This window comes from Parabacteroides sp. PM6-13, from assembly GCF_029892605.1.
Classification (GTDB): domain Bacteria; phylum Bacteroidota; class Bacteroidia; order Bacteroidales; family Tannerellaceae; genus QVMG01.
Map to the genome: position 1 here is coordinate 175,991 of NZ_JARXWF010000007.1, position 19,333 is coordinate 195,323.

Consider the following 19,333-nt stretch of genomic DNA (forward strand, 5'->3'; position numbering starts at 1 on the left):
GGCTTTTTATATAGAGGATTCACTACCGTAAGCTGCGCTACGCTTGCATACGGTTATGCATAATCTCACGCCTGCGGCGTGCTTCCCCGCAATCTTCACATCTTCTCCCTCCCCTTCTCCCTTTTCCTTCCAATCCCGTCCAAAGTCGAATTCAACCTATAGTATAGGGAATATAATTATTTATTTTTCCCATACCTTAAATATCTTTTAGGGTTACACGTAAAATCACAGGATTGTCATCTTCTTTCATTTGGGAACAGATCTTTACCAATCGGGGATATTTTTGACAGAATTTCTCCCATTCTTCTTGAGACACCTTTGCTTTATATCCATGAAAACCATCTAATATGTATGAAGGATCCACCTGCCATAAGATATCATTACCATCAAAGTTATAAGGAAGATGTTTGGATTTCATAGAAATAGTATTCCCAACAAAATACATATCATCAACGATGCGCTGCCCCGTTAAGACCTGCTTTGTCTTTTTTGAATAGAGAGAAAAATAGCCATTATATACTTTGTCTCTTGAACCAATATATACGAGGTCTTCTGTTATTCCAAAAGCTGCTGCTTTGCCAAAGTCACTATATCGTTCTAATTTTTTATCTATTTCTTTTACCCCATCACTTTCTACAAATATTTTTCCCGGAATCCTTTTAGATCCATAGTCTATATAATATATAGGCTTTTCTTTCAAGGAATTAGAAATCTGATAGATGGTGTCACAATATGGATAGCTAAAGTAAATACTGTCGTTAAAAGAAAACAGAGAATTGAAATTGAAAGTAGTTTCACTTTTACACACATCATCCTTTTCTATCTGAAAAAAATTCTCTTCAAATTGATCTTTTTCATTCATGATACTAAGCAGATTGTAATCACGTGAAGGAGCTCCCCTTCTATAAACGAGATATTTATCCTTTATATAAGGGAGAATCTCTTTGGTTAAAGGAATATCGATTTTATTTTCTCTCAAGAAGTGACCTTCCGTATCATACGTGATAACCTTCCCAAGAGACATGATTTTTATTTCAGAATTCTGATTCAGAACAAAATCTTTCATATTAATCCATCCTCCGGGTCCTCCTCCTTCATTGTGAATTTTTAGAACAAAAGTTCCGTTAGAGTCAAAAACCAACAATCTGCCACTTTGCATCCCCCTTGTAGCACGCAAATAATAATGGTTGTTTTTATAAACCACACGATTTACCTCTCCTATCAAACAGTCAGAAGTCGTTTCCAAGGGAATAATCTGTATGGAATCAACAAATTTAGATAAACGCAAATTTTCTCCTTTCTTTATAGCTATAGGTATTCTTTCAACGCGAATAGATCCTGTCTCTTTTTTAGTACAAGAACTTAAGACAGATAGAATAAATATTACTGTTATAAATTTGTGCATATTGTTGTTTTTTTTTGTTTATATAATATTGTTAATATGTTGGATGCTAAATGTCTAATTCGAAAATAACAAAATCAGAAGATAGCCCAATGCCATAGATTGTGTTATTTGCTGAATTTCCCGTCAGCCTTAATATAGGCATTCCTACATTAATAATCCTTTTTAGGCCAAGATCGTAATCATATATAAATAGTGTTTGAGGGAGCTTTTCTAAATTGCGACCAACAAACTGTTCATCTGTGTTATCTGTAGCGTAATCTCGCTGTAAAGAAACTATATAATCCTGAGTTAATGCGATTTCCCATATGTTTTGTTTCGATTTGTTACATCTAAGTTTACCATCAATTATCTGAAAATCATTAGATAATAAGAGCTCTTTTTTTAGTTTGAATTTTCCACTATTTTGTTCGTATATAGATATATAAGGGAATGAAAAAGGTGCATAAACAAAAACTTCCTTGATAGAATTGTATTTTACATTTCCTTGAAAAACAGAGTATTTGTTGTTTATTTCGCCGTTATGTGGAAGTTTACCAAGTGAATAGGACTCATCTTCTCCAATTACAGAGAATGGTTCGTTTTCTTGCGGATCAAAAGTGAGAAACTGTTCATTGTTCAATGGAATTATACGAGTAATCGTTGAACTCTCTTTATAATTAAATGGTACTTTGTTCTGTGAAAAACCTTTTTCGGTTATCTGAATATTGAACTGTTTCTTTGAATTTGTGTCATAGGCAAAAAAAGAATTATCAAAGTAGGCAGCAATATTCGGATTGACTAACTCTTCAGGGCCCGGGCCGATCGACAAAACCTGCCCTACTTCTATTCCTGTTCTTTTATCTATTATATGAACAAAATTCTCTGTTGAAAAGGGATTCGTCCATAACAAATAATCTTTTGTTAATTCTAACTGTCCAGGCATTATAGACTCTAAATCCTCATAAATAACTTTAGGATTACCTGTAGACCTCTCTACTTCCTTATCTTGTGAAATGCATGAAATAAGAAGAATAAAAGGTGTTAACAAAATTGTTTTATTCATATTAATTAAAAATTTAAATGTTTATCTGCATAGCTATGAGTTTTCCCATCTTTGCCTAAACAGTTAGAATTGTACATTACCGCTTTGCAGCTATCATATCAACTCTTAGAGCAGTTGCTTATGTTCCTTCGGGAAGCGAATGTTGTTTCTCCCTTTTGCTTTTTGAAGCATCTGTCCCCTGTTTTACTTTAATTCACTCTATACTTTGTGCGCCTTTGTGTTACTTCGTGGTGAATAATGCTACAACGAGTTTTTTACCACCAAGTAGCTCTAAGGCGCACCAAGTTTTTTTTGCATTAATGCTCTTCCGGTCTCTTTTCTTCTTTGTGCGCCTTTGGTTACTTCGTGGTGAATAATACTACAACGAGTTTTTTACCACGAAGTAACTCTAAGTCACACTAAGTTTCTTTTGCGTTAAAACACTTCTCCACTTATCGTTAGCTTTATCCATTTCTCCGTATTGCACTTAACGGTAATGGTTTCGCTAAAGAAGCCCGTATCCTTGGGGTATAAACCAGGTTCATCTGGTAAATGTATATTTTTTGCAATATATAACCAAATCGGAAAGGATTGAGAAGCTGGGCAGATCTTCCAATTGCACGAAATGGGAAGATAATGGGGATGCCGAAATAAGTATCCCCCCCTTCTTAAAATCGACAATCGCTTAGCGAAAGTGTAAAGCAAATCAAAAGAAAGATCACATAACCAATAATTGTTATCCCATTGGACAAAGGATTTTTCGATGCTATGGGTCAAAAAGCCAGCAGTCATAACCTCGATATTCCGGATTTCTTCCAATTCACAGTTGAAAGGGATCTATTTTTTTGTTAGGAGCATATTGCTTATTATGGAATTTATTTATTTTATAACAATACTTTGTGTATTTCGGGGTCAAGTTCGTTGTTTAAACACAAAACGAATAAAGTGTTTTTGTTTGATACTGCGAAGTTGTAAATAGGGAACATTAATTTGTATCTTTTTAACTTATTAAGCTCTGAGTCGAAAATGTGTATTTCTGATTTATAAATATTACTTTTCATCGAATCTCTATCTGAATTTTGATATAGTGAATATAGATTATTTCCATAGGAGTAACCGAAAGTATAGTACAATAATGGGTCTCTGAATACTGGTTTGTTTGTTTTGTTAATTGAAAATGAGTTTTTTTCATCTAAAATATATTCTTTTTCTTTTTTCATAGAAATAGTATTTATTTTAGATACAATAGGGTAATATTTGTATATAATAAATAGGCTGTTTCTGTCATTAGAGAGAACGTAATTTGCGTCAAAAATGATATTGTTTCTAGAAAAAGGATCTACTTCGTTGGCTCTTTTTATCTTAGGATAATAAGAGTATTTCGTGCTGTGACCATTGGATATGTATTCGATCTGTTCCTCGGACGTTTTCGAAATGATATATGAATTGCTTTTGTTTGTGCTAAAAGCATAATTAATGCCTCTTTCTGTTTCTTTCTTCTCGTTCATCCATGTTTCTGTTTTTATTTCTCCAAAATCATTTAAAGTGATTTTTTTTGTCTGATTAATGTCAAAAACAAAAAGTGTATCATTGTTAATAGAAATGCGAGGAGAAATAAATTCTTCAGGGCCTTCTCCTATTTTTCCGAAAGATTGACGGTAATTTCCTTCTATATCAAAAAAAACAATAAATCCATCAGGAGACTTGGGGTCAAAAACGGCGATATGATTTTTTATGCAATAAATAGATCTAGGTGTCCATAAGTCGTAATCGAGCTCTAGTTTTGTATGTTCAACATAGTTTGCGTTAATATCTTCTAATATGTGTTTGTTGGAAGTGTTTGTTGTACAGCCAATAAAACAGATGAAAATTAATATATGTATGTGTTTCATTGTATAATGAATTATAATTTGAATGAAAATAGTTTTCGGTAAGTAAAATCCCAAAAACTATTTTTTTGCATATCTCAACAATCAGTATACTGAGGGGAAGTGCCTGATTTCCATTCACAATCTCCACATCTCATAAAATCTTTTGTGTCTTCATACCAATCGTTATCATATTCATAAGCGGCTTTGCCACATTTGCCTCCACCACCTTCATTTCTTGCCAACGCCTCCACATTAGCCAGTCCCAGTTCAGATAGAATGACCTTGTTCTCATTCTGATAACTATTCCACCCTGCCGTAGCAGCAATCGCAACAAGCATTACAGTGCTTAAAATTTTCTTTTTCATAATCTTAATTATTAAGATGTTATTAATTTAATCCTTATCCATAACCTCACCTACTTTCCTTCCGCGGATTATGGGTTACGTCGTAAACACATGCCTTACTCACTTTTAGAAAGTGTACAAGGTTTGTATATAGGACGCCTGACTTTTGCCCTTTCAGCATTTCTAAGTATCTTTTCATAAGATAGGATGCGCCTCAACATAACTCAAGCAAGCTTGGTTCTGTGTTCAGCTTTCACTATCTTTGTTCTTCATAAGCTTCCTCCTTTCTTTAAAAGGGCAGGTTGTGGGGAGATTGCTACTATAGTATCAAGCAGTAGAGCAATCTCCCTTTCTTTTTTTCCTGTTCCCTAATTATACTTTAATTCATTCACTCTATACTTTGTGTGCCTTTGTGTTACTTTGTGGTGAATAATACCACAATGAGTTTTTTTACCGCGAAGTATCTCTAAGGCGCACTAAGTTTCTTTTTCACAATAACATTGTTTTTAATTTTTCAGTAAATGAAAAGAACATACATGTAAATTCCAAAAATATTTACTGAGATTTTACTGAGAAATGATCTTCTCAGCAAAATCTCAGTAAAAAAGATTATTTTTTCCATTGAAACAAGGTGGTGCGACGTGTGAAAATGTATCAGAAGGTAGGTATTCCTATTATTATTCTTTCTCTAATCTGCGGAATAAATATGCTCTTTTTATATGAAAGAGCGCTACAACATGGGGATACTTCCCTTTTTTATCAGGAGAAAATACAGCAATTATTTGAAAAAGCTATTCAAGACGACTTGGAGGAACGGGCAAAAAGTTTTCCTCGTCTCTTTGTAGCTCAACCTGGCAACTCTTCATCCAAAGAGAAAACCATCATGTGCATGAAAAATCCGAAACTTAACAAATACCAAAATACATTGTTTAATTATTAACCTATAATACCGGTTGTTCTTTTGCTATGGATAACGATGATGGCACCGATTTAACATTCGAACAAATATATCATAATATATCACCTGTCAGAATCAGGACAATCAGAATTGGCAGGATAATTATGGCTTTCATCCTGTTCATTTTGAAAATCCTCTGAATACTGATTCGTCCGGTGAATGTGTCTTTTTTGCGATATATGATTGGGCAGGGAATAGGAGAATGTTTTCCAAAACTTGAAGAACCAAGGTGATACGGTGGAAAACCGGATGCCTATGGCAGTCCTTTATCAGTGGTTTATTTTTTATACTGCCGAATGATTGCTACATTTGCGCAAATATTGCGAGGTATGACAGAAGACATTAAAAAGGCTTGCGAGGTGATGCAGGCCGGTGGGTTAATCCTTTATCCGACAGATACAATCTGGGGAATTGGGTGTGATGCGACAAACGATGAAGCCGTACAAAAAGTGTACGCCTTGAAACGTCGTATGGACCAAAAGGCCATGCTGGTGTTGCTGGATAATCCGGTGAAGTTGGAAACCTACGTGACGGAGGTGCCTGATGTGGCCTGGCAATTGATCGATGTGGCGGATAAGCCATTGACTATCATCTATTCGAATGCCCGTAATCTATCGCCTAAATTGCTGGCGGAGGATGGTAGCCTTGGGATTCGCATAACACAGGAAGAGTTCTCGCGCCGCCTCTGCGAACGATTCCGCAAGCCGCTGGTGTCGACCTCTGCCAATGTGAGTGGAGAAAAATCACCGGCTAACTTCTCTGAAATATCAGAAATTATTAAAAATGGCGTTGATTATATAGTCGGCTACCGGCAGGATGACCTGCGGCAGGCTCAGCCTTCCAATATTATTAAATTGGGAGCAGGCGGGGAGGTAAAGATTATCAGATAAAACGATGAATAAGAAAAGACAGTTGCGTAAATACCTTATAGCAGACTTTGTGGCCGCGTCGATCGTTTGGCTGCTGTTCAATCTGTTGCGTTATTACGAAGTCGCAGCTTTCCTCGGATTCACTTCGCTGGAGTCTTATTTGTTGTCGTTTCAGGTATTGAAAGGGCAGTTGTTGGTGCCGCTATTTTGGATCGTATTATATTATTTCTCCGGTTACTACAATAAGCCATTGGGCAAATCCCGTTTGACGGAGTTTTTCTCTACCTTTATTACAGTGGGGCTTGGAGTGATTTTTGTCTTTTTCGTGATTGTACTGAATGACCTGCCCCGTTCTTTCGAGATCTACTACGAATTGTTTTTCACCCTGTTAGGATTGCAGTTTGTCTTAACCTATATTCCTCGTTTATGTATCACGCAACAGGCGTTGAACCGAGTGAAACGAAGGGAAGGTAGTTTATGTGTCTTGATTATCGGCTCCGGCAAAAAGGCAGAGCGGACAGGGGAGGCGCTCTTTCGGTTAGGCTATACCATTACAGGCTATGTGGCGGAAAATGAAAAGGAGGCTTCTGTTGTAACGTCCGAAGTTCTTCTGGGGCGTTTGGAACAATTGCCCGACATACTGGCCAATAACCGGGTAGACGAGTTGATTGTCGCGCTGGAAACGGAAGATGTCGAGGAGCAGTTGCCGATCATTTATTCCTTATATAAATATAAACGTCCGATAAAAGTGTTGGCGGACAACAGCAATATGCTTGCCAAGGTGAACATCAAGACCATTCATGGTATTCCCCTGGTAGATCTGACCGATAATAATTTCTCGGAAGCGGAAAAGAATATCAAGCTTTTTCTGGATAAGGTGATTTCGCTTCTGGCGCTCGTTTTGCTTTCTCCGGTATTTTTGTATATCGCTTACCGGGTGAAGCGAGATTCCAAAGGTCCGGTCTTTTTCCGGCAGGAGCGGATCGGGTATATGGGCAAGCCGTTTATGATCTGTAAGTTCCGAACCATGTATGTGGGGGCGGAGGAACATGGACCGCTGCTTTCGGCGGAGAACGACCCGCGCATAACGCCGTTTGGGCAAACGATGCGTAAGTATCGCCTGGATGAGCTTCCCCAGTTCTGGAACGTATTGAAAGGAGATATGTCGCTGGTAGGACCTCGTCCGGAGCGACGTTATTATATCGATCAGATCGTGAAGCGAGCACCCTATTATTATCTGTTGCATAATGTGCGTCCGGGCATCACCTCGCTGGGCATGGTGAAATATGGGTATGCCATCGATGTGGATCAGATGATCGAGCGTTTACAATATGATATACTCTACTACGAAAATATGTCGTTGGTATTAGACATGACAATCTTGATTTATACGATTAAAACAGTTATTACAGGCAAAGGTATTTGACAATGGAACAAAAAGGATGGTTTTATAGGTTTATATTATGGCGGGAGAATCATATTAAGGAGAAGCATTTTATCCTTATCCTGAGTTTTATTGTGGGTTTACTGACTGCCGCCGCGGCTATTACCCTCAAGAACCTGATTCATTGGATACAGCATCTTTTATTAGGTAACTTCGACCTGGACGGGGGTAGCTTATTGTATCTGCTTTATCCGGTGGTTGGTATTCTGTTGGCGGGTTTGTTTGTGAAGTATATTGTTCGTGACGATATCAGCCACGGGGTAACCAAGATATTGTATGCCATTTCGCAACGCAAAAGCCGGATCAAACCGCATAACGTCTGGTCGTCGCTGGTGGCCAGTTCGGTGACCATCGGTTTTGGTGGATCGGTAGGGGCGGAGGCACCTATTGTGTTGACCGGTGCGGCGATTGGTTCCAACCTGGGACGTCTTTTCAAAATGGAGCAAAAGACGCTGATGCTGTTGGTGGGATGTGGCGCGGCAGGTGCCATTGCCGGGATCTTTAAAGCGCCGATTGCCGGATTGGTATTCGTGATCGAGGTCTTGTTGCTCGACCTGACGATGACCTCTATCATGCCGCTACTGATCACCTCGGTGACGGCAGCGACTGTCTCCTATATCTTTACGGGAACAGAGGCTATGTTTAAGTTCTCTCAGACGGAGGTGTTTGAGATGGCGCGTATCCCGTATGTATTATTGTTGGGTGTGTTCTGCGGATTGGTATCCCTCTATTTCACCCGGGTGATGAATAAGATTGAAGGATTCTACCGCCGACTTGGCAACTACTGGAAGAAGTTTATTATTGCGGGCGTCATGCTGAGTGTGTTGATCTACCTGCTTCCGCCATTGTACGGGGAAGGCTATGATACGATTGGTTCTCTGTTGAATGGACAGTTCTCTAATATTATGGAGCGAAGTCTGTTCTATCGATGGGACGGAAATTATTGGGGTATCCTGGTTTTCCTCTCTTTTATCCTGTTGACCAAAGTATTTGCTTCGAGCGCGACAAACGCGGGAGGGGGTTGCGGAGGAATATTTGCACCCAGTCTTTTCCTTGGTTGTATCGCCGGTTTTGTATTCGCGCATACGTCGAATTATTTTGACTTCACCACCTATGTTTCGGAGAAGAATTTTGCTTTGTTGGGCATGGCAGGTGTGATGTCTGCTGTGATGCATGCTCCATTGACCGGTGTTTTCCTTATTGCCGAATTGACCGGGGGATACGATCTGTTCCTTCCGCTGATGATTGTCTCTATCGGTTCCTATCTGACCATTCTGATGTTCGAACCGCATAGTATCTATTCCATGCGTTTGGCGCAGAAGGGGGAACTGCTGACCCATCACAAAGACAAGGCGGTACTTACGCTTTTGAACCGCGACGAGGTGATCGAGAAGGATTTCCAGCCGGTACATCCGGAAATGTCATTGGGCGAAGTGGTGAAGGTTATTGCCAAAAGTAGCCGTAATGTCTTCCCGGTGATCGATCAGAAAGGGCTGTTCTTAGGCATGGTTCTGTTGGATAATATACGCAATATCATGTTCCGCCCGGAACTCTACAACCGCTTCCATGTGGAGAAATTCATGGTTTCTCCGCCGGCTAAGATCGTGATCAATATGCCCATGGAACAAATCATGAAGATATTCGACGACACCAAGGCCTGGAACCTCCCGGTGGTCGATGAAAAGGGGCATTATGTAGGCTTTATGTCTAAATCGAAGATATTTAACTCCTACCGGGAGGTCTTAGTGGATAACTTTTCAGAAGATTGATGATGAAGAAAGAGAATTTGCGTATTGTGTATATGGGTACGCCGGAGTTTGCTGTGGAAAGCCTGCGTGCTTTGGTAGAAGGTGGCTATAACGTTGTGGGCGTTGTGACTATGCCTGATAAGCCTATCGGGCGGCATGGTAGCGTTTTGCAGTCGAGTGCGGTCAAACAATATGCGGAATCGGTAGGTTTGCCGGTGCTTCAGCCGGTGAAGTTGAAGGATGAAGGTTTCCTGGCCGACCTGCGCGCGTTGCAGGCCGACCTACAGATCGTGGTTGCCTTCCGGATGCTTCCCGAAGTGGTGTGGAATATGCCGCGCTTCGGTACGTTCAACCTGCATGGCTCGCTGTTGCCTCAATACCGGGGTGCTGCGCCGATCAATTGGGCGATTATCAATGGAGAAACGGAAACAGGCGTGACTACTTTCTTTCTTACGCATGAGATCGATACGGGGAAGATCATTAAACAGGCGAAAATTCCTGTTCAGGACAGCGATAATGTGGGTGATATCCATGATAAACTGATGGCTTTAGGCGCCGGATTGGTCGTTGAAACCGTTGATTTGTTATTGAATGATGCCATAGACGCTATTCCTCAAGAGACATTCTATACCGATCCTGCTACACTTCGTCCGGCTCCCAAATTGGATAAAGAGGTATGTCGCATCGACTGGAACCAGCCACTCAAGCGGATATATGACTTTATCCGTGGTCTCTCTCCCTATCCGGCAGCTTGGGCTGAACTGGTGCCGGCAGAAGGAAAGCCGCAGGCACTGAAGATCTATGAAACAGAAAAGATCGTGAAAGCGCATACCGATGAGATCGGAACCATCCTTTCCGATGGCAAAAGTTATATCGATGTGGCCGTTTCCGGTGGTTATCTTAGGCTGTTATCTCTGCAACTGGCCGGAAAAAAGCGGATGAACGCCCGCGATTTCCTGAATGGCTTCAAGCAAATAAATCATTGTAAACTGATCTGATGAATCCGGTCAGGCGATCTGTTTATATTGCTTTGGGTACCCTTTTCCTTGGGTTGGGTACTTTGGGTGTTTTTCTTCCGGTGCTTCCCACCACACCTTTCTGGCTGCTTACCTGCTGGTTCTATATCCGCAGTTCGGACAAACTCTATCGCCGGGTGATGGCCAACCGTTATTTTGGTACCTACGTCAAGGCCTATATGGAAGACAAGTCCATACCCTTGCGGGGAAAAGTGCTTTCGCTCGTGGTGATGTGGGTGTCGATGATTTGTACGGTCGTCTTTTTTGTGCCGCTGATGTGGGTACGCATCCTGTTGATCCTCATAGCTATCGGGGTCACTATCCATATACTTTCTTTTCCTACCCGAAAAAGAGAGTAGGGTTTTCAATAAATGAACGTTTTTATCGTTTTATTTGTATCAGATTAAAATGAGATATACATGAGACGAACTTTTACCCTGCTTTTATTTCTTATCGTTTTGATTTATGCCCGCGAAGGCTATAAAACATGGTGTTCGGCTTGGGAGGTTGAACCGGCTCTGTGCGGTGCTTTGTCGGATATAGCCGGCGAAGTGAAGGCGATCCCCCTGCAACACGCCCATGGAAAGGCGATCGATAGTGCCCGGCAGGTGCGGCAGGATAGGGGTAACCTGTTCTTTATCAGCGAGCAGGTGCTTTATCGCTATACCAATCATGGTGAGTTTGTCTGTGCGATTACCGATCCTGCTCAGATGGATCCCCGCATGTATGTGGTCGATCCAGTGCGAGAGGAATTGATTGTCTTCGGAAACAGAGATGATGTCTATTATTATGATTATAACGGGCAATTGCTCGATAAACGAAAAATGGACGACGACGGACAGCCCTATCGCCGGATTCTTTCGGTTAATTGGTCTCAGAACCATCTGTTGTCGATCGAAGAAAATAGCTATACCAACCCGGATACCGGCGAGGTAAATGTGAAAAAAGAGGTGGTGACCTACGACCGCGATCTGCAACGACTGGATGCCAGAACGCTTTGTGCGGTGGATCTGGGGCGTCCGAGTTTTTTGTTGGAACTGATCGATCCGCAATTATGTGTCGATCCGGACACAGGCCGCCTGGTGGTGTATAGTCCGTCGATAGATCCGGGTTATTTGCCGTCGGACACGGCCTATCTGGAGAACAACTGGCGTACGGAGTTGATGGTGGCTTCGGTAGGTGGATCCGTGCCGGTTGTGCCGGTTCGTCGGGCGGGACGCTTCTGGCTCTCTTCTCTATATGATGCCCGTGGCGATGAAGAGAATCCCGCCGGTTATACCTTCTATGCTGATCCTGCCCGGCACGAATCTAAGACCGTAGCGGGAGGTATGCAGGATGATTTCTATGATACGGGGCGTGTTCACCTGGAACCCATGGACGTTTCCCACCGTTCTTTCTGTTACGCGCAATCGGGTGAGGCGGTAAAAAAACTATTCCCGGAAGGATCGCCTGCCGGGAACACGGTTGTTTTTATCGTACAAATGAAAGAGGCCTAAGCTTTACGGGCGTTTCTCGGACGGTTGAATCCTTTGCGTCCGCCACCACCAGCACCCTTGCCGGATGAGGGACGCTTGCCACGACGTTGAATATATTTTTCCGGTTCATACAAAGGCGCTTCTCCCAGAGAGGGATCAACCGGTATTTTATAGATGTCTTTTTCGAGGAACTTTTCGATGCGCTTGAATGCTGCCTGTTCTTCTACGGCCACAAAGGTGATGGCCAAGCCTTTCCCGTCGGTGCCACGTGCCGTACGTCCGATGCGGTGCACATAATCTTCCGGATCGTGGGGGATGTCGTAGTTGATGACCAGTTTGATATCGTTTATGTCGATCCCGCGCGACACCACGTCGGTAGCTACCAGGATATCGATACGTCCGTTTTTGAATTCCCGCATCACCTCCTCACGCTGCGACTGCTCCAGGTCGGAGTGCATGGCGGCGATATTGAATTTCATTCGTTTCAGAGTGGAAGCTAATTCCTTCACCTTCATTTTTGAGGAGGAGAAAATAATAACACGCTGCGGACGGCTTTCCGAAAAGAGCTTTTCGACGATCTTCAGTTTCTGAGGCTCGTAGCAGATATAGGCCGTTTGCATAATGGATTCGGGTGGACGGGAGATGGCGATCTTCACCTCTTCCGGATCTTTCAGGATGGTTTTGGCCAGTGTCCTGATCTTGGGAGGCATGGTGGCTGAAAACATAATCACCTGGCAGGAGGGAGGCAATTGCTTATAGATGTGCATAATGTCGTCGTAGAATCCCATATCGAGCATCCGGTCGGCTTCGTCCAGGATGAAGAAGGAGGTCTGCGAGAGATCTACCGTGCCCAGCTTGAGGTGCGAAAGCAGACGTCCCGGTGTCGCGATGACAATATCCGCGCCCATCTCCATGCCTCGTTTTTGTTGCTCCCACGCGATGCCATCGGTACCGCCGTAGACAGCTACCGCAGAGACGGGAATGAAATAGGAGAAACCTTCGATCTGTTGATCGATTTGTTGCGCCAATTCGCGGGTGGGCGCCATAATGACTGCGTTCACAGCATTGCCGGGATACCCGCCTTTGCTGAGTTCGTTGATAACCGGCAAAACATACGCCGCCGTTTTCCCTGTTCCCGTTTGGGCGCAGGCAATCAAATCTTTCCCTTCTAAAATAAGTGGTATTGTCAGTTCCTGTACCGGAGTCGTTTCTGCAAAATTCATTGCGTCGAGACCATCCAGGATCTCATCCTCCAGCATCAATTCGTCAAATCTCATACGGTATATAGCCTAATTTCCTACAAAGATAGTGTCAAAGAAACGATTTTATGTCATTTTGATGAACAAAAATATAAATACCACCTATCGGAGGTCAAAAGCAAATTGCATTTTGCCTCTTCGAAAGTTTTCTCTTTTTTTGTTGGCTGTTTGAGAATAATGGAATACCTTTATACTTTATTTGAAATTGAAGTAAAAGGGGTGTGATATGAAATGTAATGAAGAACAGAAACTTCTTCAGACGGATGCGATAAAAGGAGCGAACAGCAATCCTAATTGGCTAACGATTTTATCCGGGGAAAATGAGGATCCGAAAGAAACGCTGAAACGATTGCGTCTTCTTTCCAGAATTGCTTTTAAGGCCAATGATATTCATGCAAGTTTATTAAAAATTAATCCTCATACGAAAGATTATAAGGATACGGAAGTGACCATTCTTTACCATTGGGTAGAGGATGCGGAGCGTCCGGTTTTGATAAATTGGGAGCATTATATCTCTGTTTTCGATGAAGAGAGCTGTGAGACTTTTATGGCAAATTTCTTGTCCGTAGTGAAAGAGGGCAAGCAGGAGGTGAAATTTGAAGCTTTTGTTAAATTTCCGGAACATGCCCGGTTTGTCTGGCGAGAATATATCATTTATCTTTATGAAAAAGAAGAGGATGGAACAACCACCGTATTGGTCTGCTCTTCCGATATCGATGCCCGGAAGTCACAAGAGCTGACGATGGAAGAGTTGGTCGATCGAATGGAAAAGGCTGACAGGATGAAGTCGAAATACCTGGCGGATATGAGCCATGAGATCCGTACCCCTTTGAACGCGATTACCGGTTTTGCGGAAATTATGGCCTTTACCGATTCGGCTGAAGAACGTATGGCCTATTATGATGTGATCAAAACCAACAATCAGATGCTGATGCAGCTGATCAATGATATTCTTGACCTGTCGAAAATCGAAGCCGATGTGGTGAAGATTTCGTATGAAAACATCGATGTAAACGATCTGGTTGATTCGGCTTATGCCTCTACCCGTTTGCGCATGCCGGGCGGTGTGGAACTGATTCTGGAAAAGGAGCAAAAAGAATGTCTGTTCGGAACGGATCCCGTACGTTTGTTGCAGTTGATTACCAACCTGGCCAACAATGCGATCAAGCATACGCGTAAAGGGTCGATCACCATCGGGTATAAGAGTTTGCCGGATGGACAACTATGTTTCTATGTGAAAGATACCGGTTTAGGTATTCCGGAAGAGAAGCAGAAACAGTTGTTCGGCCGTTTTGCCAAAGTGAATGACTATGCGGAAGGTATTGGACTGGGACTGGCTATTTGTCAGGGATTGGTAACCAAAATGGGTGGTAAACTGGAAGTAGACTCGACCGAAGGTGTCGGATCGACCTTCTCTTTCACGCTGCCTTCTCATGATCCGTCAAGCGAAGAATAACAATCTACCTAATTAGTTTATTTATAGTAGCGGGAGTATATCTGATTATACATCCCGCTTTCTTTTATGCGGGCGAACCAGTGGTTGAGGCTGTCTAACAGTTCTTGAGATTCTTTGCGCACGACCCACGACTGCAGTTGGGTGAAGCTGATGTCTGTATTGATATCGATTTCCGGGAATTGCTCTTGCATATGCAGGGCGATGGGCTGATCGCAGACCGCGTAGTCGATGTCTCCGCTGGCCACCATGATGATCAGTTGCTCCGAGGAATAGAGTGGGTCTTCTATGATGTGTATCGTATCTCCAATCTCCTGTTCCAGGTTGCGCAGGCGCAAAATAGCCGGTGATTCAGCCGGTACATATAATTGCTTCTTCGCTAAGTGCAGTTGATTGCGTACAGGCAGGATCCCGTGATTCGCTTTAGAGGTGCGTTGCACCAATACCTGTTTGTTTAATAGAACCGGGTCGGTGAAGAGGTAGGAGGCTTTTAATTCTGTGGTAGACGGGATATTTCGGGCGATAATATCTGTCGTCCGCTCGTTGAGCTTCTCAAAGCTTTTGGTTAGGTTCATCTCCAATTGGATCTCCACCTGCAGGCCGGAGATGTCTGAAATAGCCTGGCTTAATTCATACTGAAAGCCTTCGATTGTATCGCCGCTTACATAATAGCCTGTCGGGTTGTATTCGGTGATGAGGCGTAAGATGCCCTCTTGTTTTATCTCTACTAAGTCGCGGGCAACCTCTTTGGGTTTCCTTAAAAGAAACATGGTGGCTACCACCAAAAGCAATAGGAAAGCATACAAAAACAGGAGCTTTCTGGATTTCATACGAAGGGAAATCAATTGTTGAACATCACGGAAATACCGAATTTCAGCACAAATGGATTCAGCGGATAATGTGCGAATGAGAAGTGTTTAGGATCAAGGAACATGGTTCCGACATTGTAACCCATAATAAAGAAACGGGTCTGCTTCAGATGGAAGTTCAGGTAGGCATTGATCAACGGGTAATCGCCGACCTTTGTCTTTCGGTTGTCTTCTGTCTGTAACTGGAACTGCTGGGTGGCAGGCTCGTAATAGGGCGCATAGTAGGAGGTGAAATAATGTGCGTCTGCTCCTAACTGGATGGTGAGCACCTTGGCCAGCTTAAAATGAACATACATATTGGTGTATAGGCTCAATTCAGGAAGTGGAATCACCTCCTTGTTGCTGCTCAATTGATAGGCTGCTTCGTTCTCCCAGCCAAATCCTTTGAACTTAAAGTCTTGTTTTATCCGTCCGGTGATGACCTGCAGGTTGCCGTCGTTTTGCAGGGGCACTCCCTCGCTTCCGAAGTAGACGTAGTTCTGAATACTGTTCACACCGGCAAACAGGGTCGTTCTGGTTTTCTCGATGTTGACAGATCCTCCGACATACATTTGCTTTTCGTTGCGGAAGTTATTGTCCCACCGGTAATAGCGAGAGAGGTAGTGCCGTGTGAAAAAGGCGGGTGTTACGTTCTTTACATACCCTTCCGCTTTGATCGATGCCTCTTTGCCGAACAGTTTGAATCGGGTTTGAACATCCCCCGTGATACGAAACTCGCCCAGGTCGTCCCCGACGAGGCATAATTCTCCCCGGGCATTGTAGGTGAGTACACTTCCACGCGATTTACTCAGCTCTCCGCCAATATAGGTAGAGAACTCATCGTATGTTTTTGAAAGAGAGCCATCCAGGATACCGGGAGCTCCGGGCGTGAAGTGGAAGTTATGATTATTGTATTCGTCGAACTCAAGACCGGGAAGGCTGTTGCGCATCTCATATTTTCTTTGTTCCAGAGTGACGAAGGCGGATAATCCAAATTTGACCCATTTCTGGAATCCTTCCCGTAGGGAGAGGGCAAAGGTGTTGCGCAGCTTCCAGGAGGAGGGACGGTCGTGCAATGTGGGCGACATATCGTAGAACACCATGCTTCCGGGATTGCTCTTACCCGGGAAATTATAGCAGGTGTCTATCCCTGTTTGGTCGTTGGTGGTGAAATGGCGACGATTATCTTCGTAAAACAGCGTATGAACAATGCTGGATACCGGGACAAACTGGCGGCGCGGTTCTTCGGGTTCGCCATCGTTGCCACTGGGAGGTATACTTGCGTTATGCGCGTGTTCGTGGTCGTGTCCTTCGTGTTCATCCTCTTCGTGACTCAGTTCTTCCATATTCTCTTCTGCACCCTGAATAGGAGCGTCGAGCATCCGGTAAAATCCTAAGTTGAAGCGATGTGTCAGGAAATATTGTTTGCCTCTGACGCGATTGAAGGCGTTGTTGTAGCGAACGGCATAGTCTTTGGTCGTCACGGCGCGTCCGCTGGTGTTCATCTCTTCCGGGTTGTAGATCCAGTTGTCGTCACGCAGCCCTCCGTTCTCGTAAGTAACAAAGTTGTAGTTGCTTAGGTAGGCACGCGCTTCGTATTTGTCTGTCAGGAAGCTGCCGAAAAAGCGGTAGCTTAAGAGTTTGTTTCCGTTGGAAGCATAATGCCCGCGGCTATAGATATAGTCCAGTTCCCCGCCGATATTGATTTTCTTTCCAAAGCTGACGGTCATAATCCCTTTCAGTCTTTCTTCTTTTTGCTGATCGCCTCCGGCAAAGGAGTAAAGAATATTGGTATAAGGCACTTTGGCATCGTAGAAATCGGCGTTCTCGGGCGTGACAATGTAGTTGTCGAAAGGATCAGCAAAGATAAAGTCGCGGCTCTCTTTGCGCTCATGAAACAAACGGGATTGTGCGGGAGAACCCAGGTTTGCCAGGTATCCCATGGCTAATCCTTGCCCTTCAACGAGTGTGCTTTGTCCGAAATTCAATCGGGCGGTATCCATAGGTGCCACATAAGCCTGCCCGACATAAGGGCTGAGGCGCAAAGCCGTCACCTGGTCGGATAGCGCCAATGTATCTGTCTGGATACTGTCTGCGTTTTGTACTTTCGATAGATTGGCAAGCGAAAAACCTCCTCCTCCACCTCGTGACGAACGATCCTGCGCCTGCACCGATAACGTTATACAGAGTATGATTAATGATATATAAACACTCCTCTTCATCGTTTGCAAAGATATAACAAAAGGGCGTTCCTACACAAGAACGCCCTTTATCTTTATCATCTTTTTTGACTGGATTATACTTTTTGAATAATTTCCATTCCTTTTTTGATGGCGGCTTCATTCATCGGAATCAGTTTGTGATGACGCTCCGGAAGCGACTTCTTCAGCCCTAACAATACGTTTTCCAGTTTAACCATTGGAACGATTTTCAACAGTCCGCCCAATACGATCATGTTGAAGGCCTTTTCGTTCTTCATTTCCGTCGCAGCGTCCATCGCGTCTACGCGATAAACCTGAATGTCGGTGCGGGTGACAGGCGTATTGATACCATATCCGTCATAGATCAGGATACCACCCGGTTTTACCTTGCCTACAAACTTCTCGAGCGAAGGCTGGTTTAGTACGATCGCTATATCGTATTGATTCAGAATAGGCGAGCTGATGGGTGCGTCACTCAGGATCACAGTCACATTGGCTGTCCCTCCCCGTTGTTCCGGGCCGTAAGAAGGCATCCAGGTTACCTCTTTTCCTTCCATCAAGCCGGAATAGGCTAATATTTTCCCCATGGACAATACACCTTGTCCACCGAAACCTGCAATGATTATTTCCTCTTTCATGCTTCTTCTTTGTTTTTTAAGTCACCTAATGGATAGAATGGGAACATGTTTTCGACCATCCAGTCGTTTGCTTTCGCCGGAGTTGTTTTCCAACCGGAAGAACAGGTCGAAACAAATTCTACAATGGATGTTCCTTTTTTGTTCATCGCATTTTCAAATGCTTTGCGGAGCATCTTCTTCGCTTTCTTCACGGCGGCTGCCGTATGCACGCTTTGACGGGTTACCAGACAGGTGCCTTCGAGCTGCGCCAACAGATTGGTTATTTTCAATGGATGGCCATTCAGTTCGATCGAACGTCCGTATGGAGTGGTTGATGTGGCCATGCCTTCCAGTGTGGTGGGTGCCATTTGTCCGCCAGTCATACCATAGATGGCGTTGTTGACAAACACAATCACGATGTTTTCTCCACGGTTAGCCGCATGGATCGTTTCGGCGGTACCGATGGCTGCCAGGTCGCCGTCGCCCTGATAGGTGAATACCATTTTGTCAGGGTTTAATCGTTTGGCAGCGGTTGCAACAGCAGGAGCACGTCCGTGAGCCGCTTCAATCCAGTCGATATCCAGGTAGTTGTAGGCAAATACGGCACAGCCTACCGGAGAAACTCCGATGGTCTTTTCGGCAAGCCCCATTTCGTCAATAACTTCCGCGATTAGTTTGTGTATAACACCATGGCTGCATCCCGGGCAATAGTGCATGGGATTATCGTTCATTAACCGGGGTTTCGTATGAACCAGGTTTTCCGGTTTAATTATTTCATTGAGTTCCATATCTCTTTAAACTTCT

17 protein-coding genes are annotated in these 19,333 nt (G+C 43.4%); 8 read left to right on the forward strand and 9 right to left on the reverse strand.

All coding sequences use genetic code 11. The annotated features are described in order from the left end of the window. Positions 1-196: 196 nt before the first annotated feature. The 4 genes from M2134_RS08575 to M2134_RS08590 form a co-directional block, all read right to left on the reverse strand. Positions 197-1,405 (reverse strand): 6-bladed beta-propeller, encoded by a 1,209-nt coding sequence (locus M2134_RS08575; RefSeq protein WP_280750849.1) that lies wholly within the window; start codon positions 1,403-1,405, stop codon positions 197-199. A 46-nt stretch (positions 1,406-1,451) separates the two neighbouring features. Beyond that, entirely contained in the window at positions 1,452-2,447 is a 996-nt protein-coding gene (locus M2134_RS08580) for a hypothetical protein (RefSeq protein ID WP_280750848.1), read from the reverse strand. An 863-nt stretch (positions 2,448-3,310) separates the two neighbouring features. After that, positions 3,311-4,318, reverse strand: coding sequence for a hypothetical protein (locus M2134_RS08585; RefSeq protein ID WP_280750847.1), 1,008 nt, complete (start codon positions 4,316-4,318; stop codon positions 3,311-3,313). A gap of 74 nt (positions 4,319-4,392) precedes the next feature. Next, positions 4,393-4,662, reverse strand: a complete 270-nt coding sequence (locus M2134_RS08590; RefSeq protein WP_280750846.1) for an NVEALA domain-containing protein — start codon at positions 4,660-4,662, stop codon at positions 4,393-4,395. A gap of 622 nt (positions 4,663-5,284) precedes the next feature. On the opposite strand from M2134_RS08590, the gene M2134_RS08595 reads away from it, so the two are divergent. The 7 genes from M2134_RS08595 to M2134_RS08625 all read left to right on the forward strand — a co-directional run bounded on the left by M2134_RS08595 (position 5,285) and on the right by M2134_RS08625 (position 12,172). Then, a complete protein-coding gene (locus M2134_RS08595) occupies positions 5,285-5,581 on the forward strand; it encodes a hypothetical protein (RefSeq protein ID WP_280750845.1) in 297 nt (98 codons plus the stop codon). 347 nt (positions 5,582-5,928) lie between these two features. After that, positions 5,929-6,489 carry an L-threonylcarbamoyladenylate synthase gene (locus M2134_RS08600; RefSeq protein WP_280750844.1) on the forward strand — a complete coding sequence of 187 codons (561 nt, stop codon included), beginning with the start codon at positions 5,929-5,931 and terminating at the stop codon, positions 6,487-6,489. 4 nt (positions 6,490-6,493) lie between these two features. Next, the gene (locus tag M2134_RS08605) at positions 6,494-7,894 is read left to right on the forward strand and encodes a sugar transferase (RefSeq protein WP_280750843.1); all 1,401 of its coding nucleotides are present in this window, start codon (positions 6,494-6,496) and stop codon (positions 7,892-7,894) included. Positions 7,895-7,896: 2 nt separating this feature from the next. Beyond that, positions 7,897-9,681, forward strand: a complete 1,785-nt coding sequence (locus tag M2134_RS08610) for a chloride channel protein (RefSeq protein WP_280750842.1) — start codon at positions 7,897-7,899, stop codon at positions 9,679-9,681. A gap of 2 nt (positions 9,682-9,683) precedes the next feature. Beyond that, on the forward strand, positions 9,684-10,658 hold the full coding sequence (gene fmt, locus M2134_RS08615) for a methionyl-tRNA formyltransferase (RefSeq protein WP_280750841.1): 975 nt from the start codon (positions 9,684-9,686) through the stop codon (positions 10,656-10,658). Continuing rightward, positions 10,658-11,035 carry a YbaN family protein gene (locus tag M2134_RS08620; RefSeq protein ID WP_280750840.1) on the forward strand — a complete coding sequence of 126 codons (378 nt, stop codon included), beginning with the start codon at positions 10,658-10,660 and terminating at the stop codon, positions 11,033-11,035. Before fmt ends, M2134_RS08620 begins: the two co-directional genes overlap by 1 nt. A 60-nt stretch (positions 11,036-11,095) precedes the next feature. After that, a complete protein-coding gene (locus M2134_RS08625) occupies positions 11,096-12,172 on the forward strand; it encodes a hypothetical protein (protein ID WP_280750839.1) in 1,077 nt (358 codons plus the stop codon). Here M2134_RS08625 and M2134_RS08630 read toward each other — a convergent pair. Beyond that, positions 12,169-13,428, reverse strand: coding sequence for a DEAD/DEAH box helicase (locus tag M2134_RS08630; RefSeq protein WP_280750838.1), 1,260 nt, complete (start codon positions 13,426-13,428; stop codon positions 12,169-12,171). The two genes, M2134_RS08625 and M2134_RS08630, sit on opposite strands and share 4 nt — an antisense overlap. A 208-nt stretch (positions 13,429-13,636) precedes the next feature. Between M2134_RS08630 and M2134_RS08635 the strand changes: the two genes are divergently transcribed. Beyond that, the gene (locus M2134_RS08635) at positions 13,637-14,866 is read left to right on the forward strand and encodes an ATP-binding protein (protein ID WP_280750837.1); all 1,230 of its coding nucleotides are present in this window, start codon (positions 13,637-13,639) and stop codon (positions 14,864-14,866) included. Between the two features lie 17 nt (positions 14,867-14,883). On the opposite strand, the gene M2134_RS08640 is transcribed toward M2134_RS08635, so the two are convergent. From M2134_RS08640 to M2134_RS08655, 4 genes are all read right to left on the reverse strand, one after another. Further along, complete coding sequence (locus M2134_RS08640) at positions 14,884-15,693, reverse strand: transporter substrate-binding domain-containing protein (RefSeq protein ID WP_280750836.1); 810 nt, start codon at positions 15,691-15,693, stop codon at positions 14,884-14,886. Between the two features lie 11 nt (positions 15,694-15,704). Continuing rightward, on the reverse strand, positions 15,705-17,933 hold the full coding sequence (locus M2134_RS08645) for a putative porin (RefSeq protein ID WP_280750835.1): 2,229 nt from the start codon (positions 17,931-17,933) through the stop codon (positions 15,705-15,707). 74 nt (positions 17,934-18,007) lie between these two features. Continuing rightward, positions 18,008-18,550 carry a 2-oxoacid:acceptor oxidoreductase family protein gene (locus M2134_RS08650; protein ID WP_280750834.1) on the reverse strand — a complete coding sequence of 181 codons (543 nt, stop codon included), beginning with the start codon at positions 18,548-18,550 and terminating at the stop codon, positions 18,008-18,010. Next, positions 18,547-19,317 carry a thiamine pyrophosphate-dependent enzyme gene (locus tag M2134_RS08655; protein ID WP_280750833.1) on the reverse strand — a complete coding sequence of 257 codons (771 nt, stop codon included), beginning with the start codon at positions 19,315-19,317 and terminating at the stop codon, positions 18,547-18,549. The genes M2134_RS08650 and M2134_RS08655 overlap by 4 nt, the downstream gene beginning before the upstream one ends. Positions 19,318-19,333: the final 16 nt, after the last annotated feature.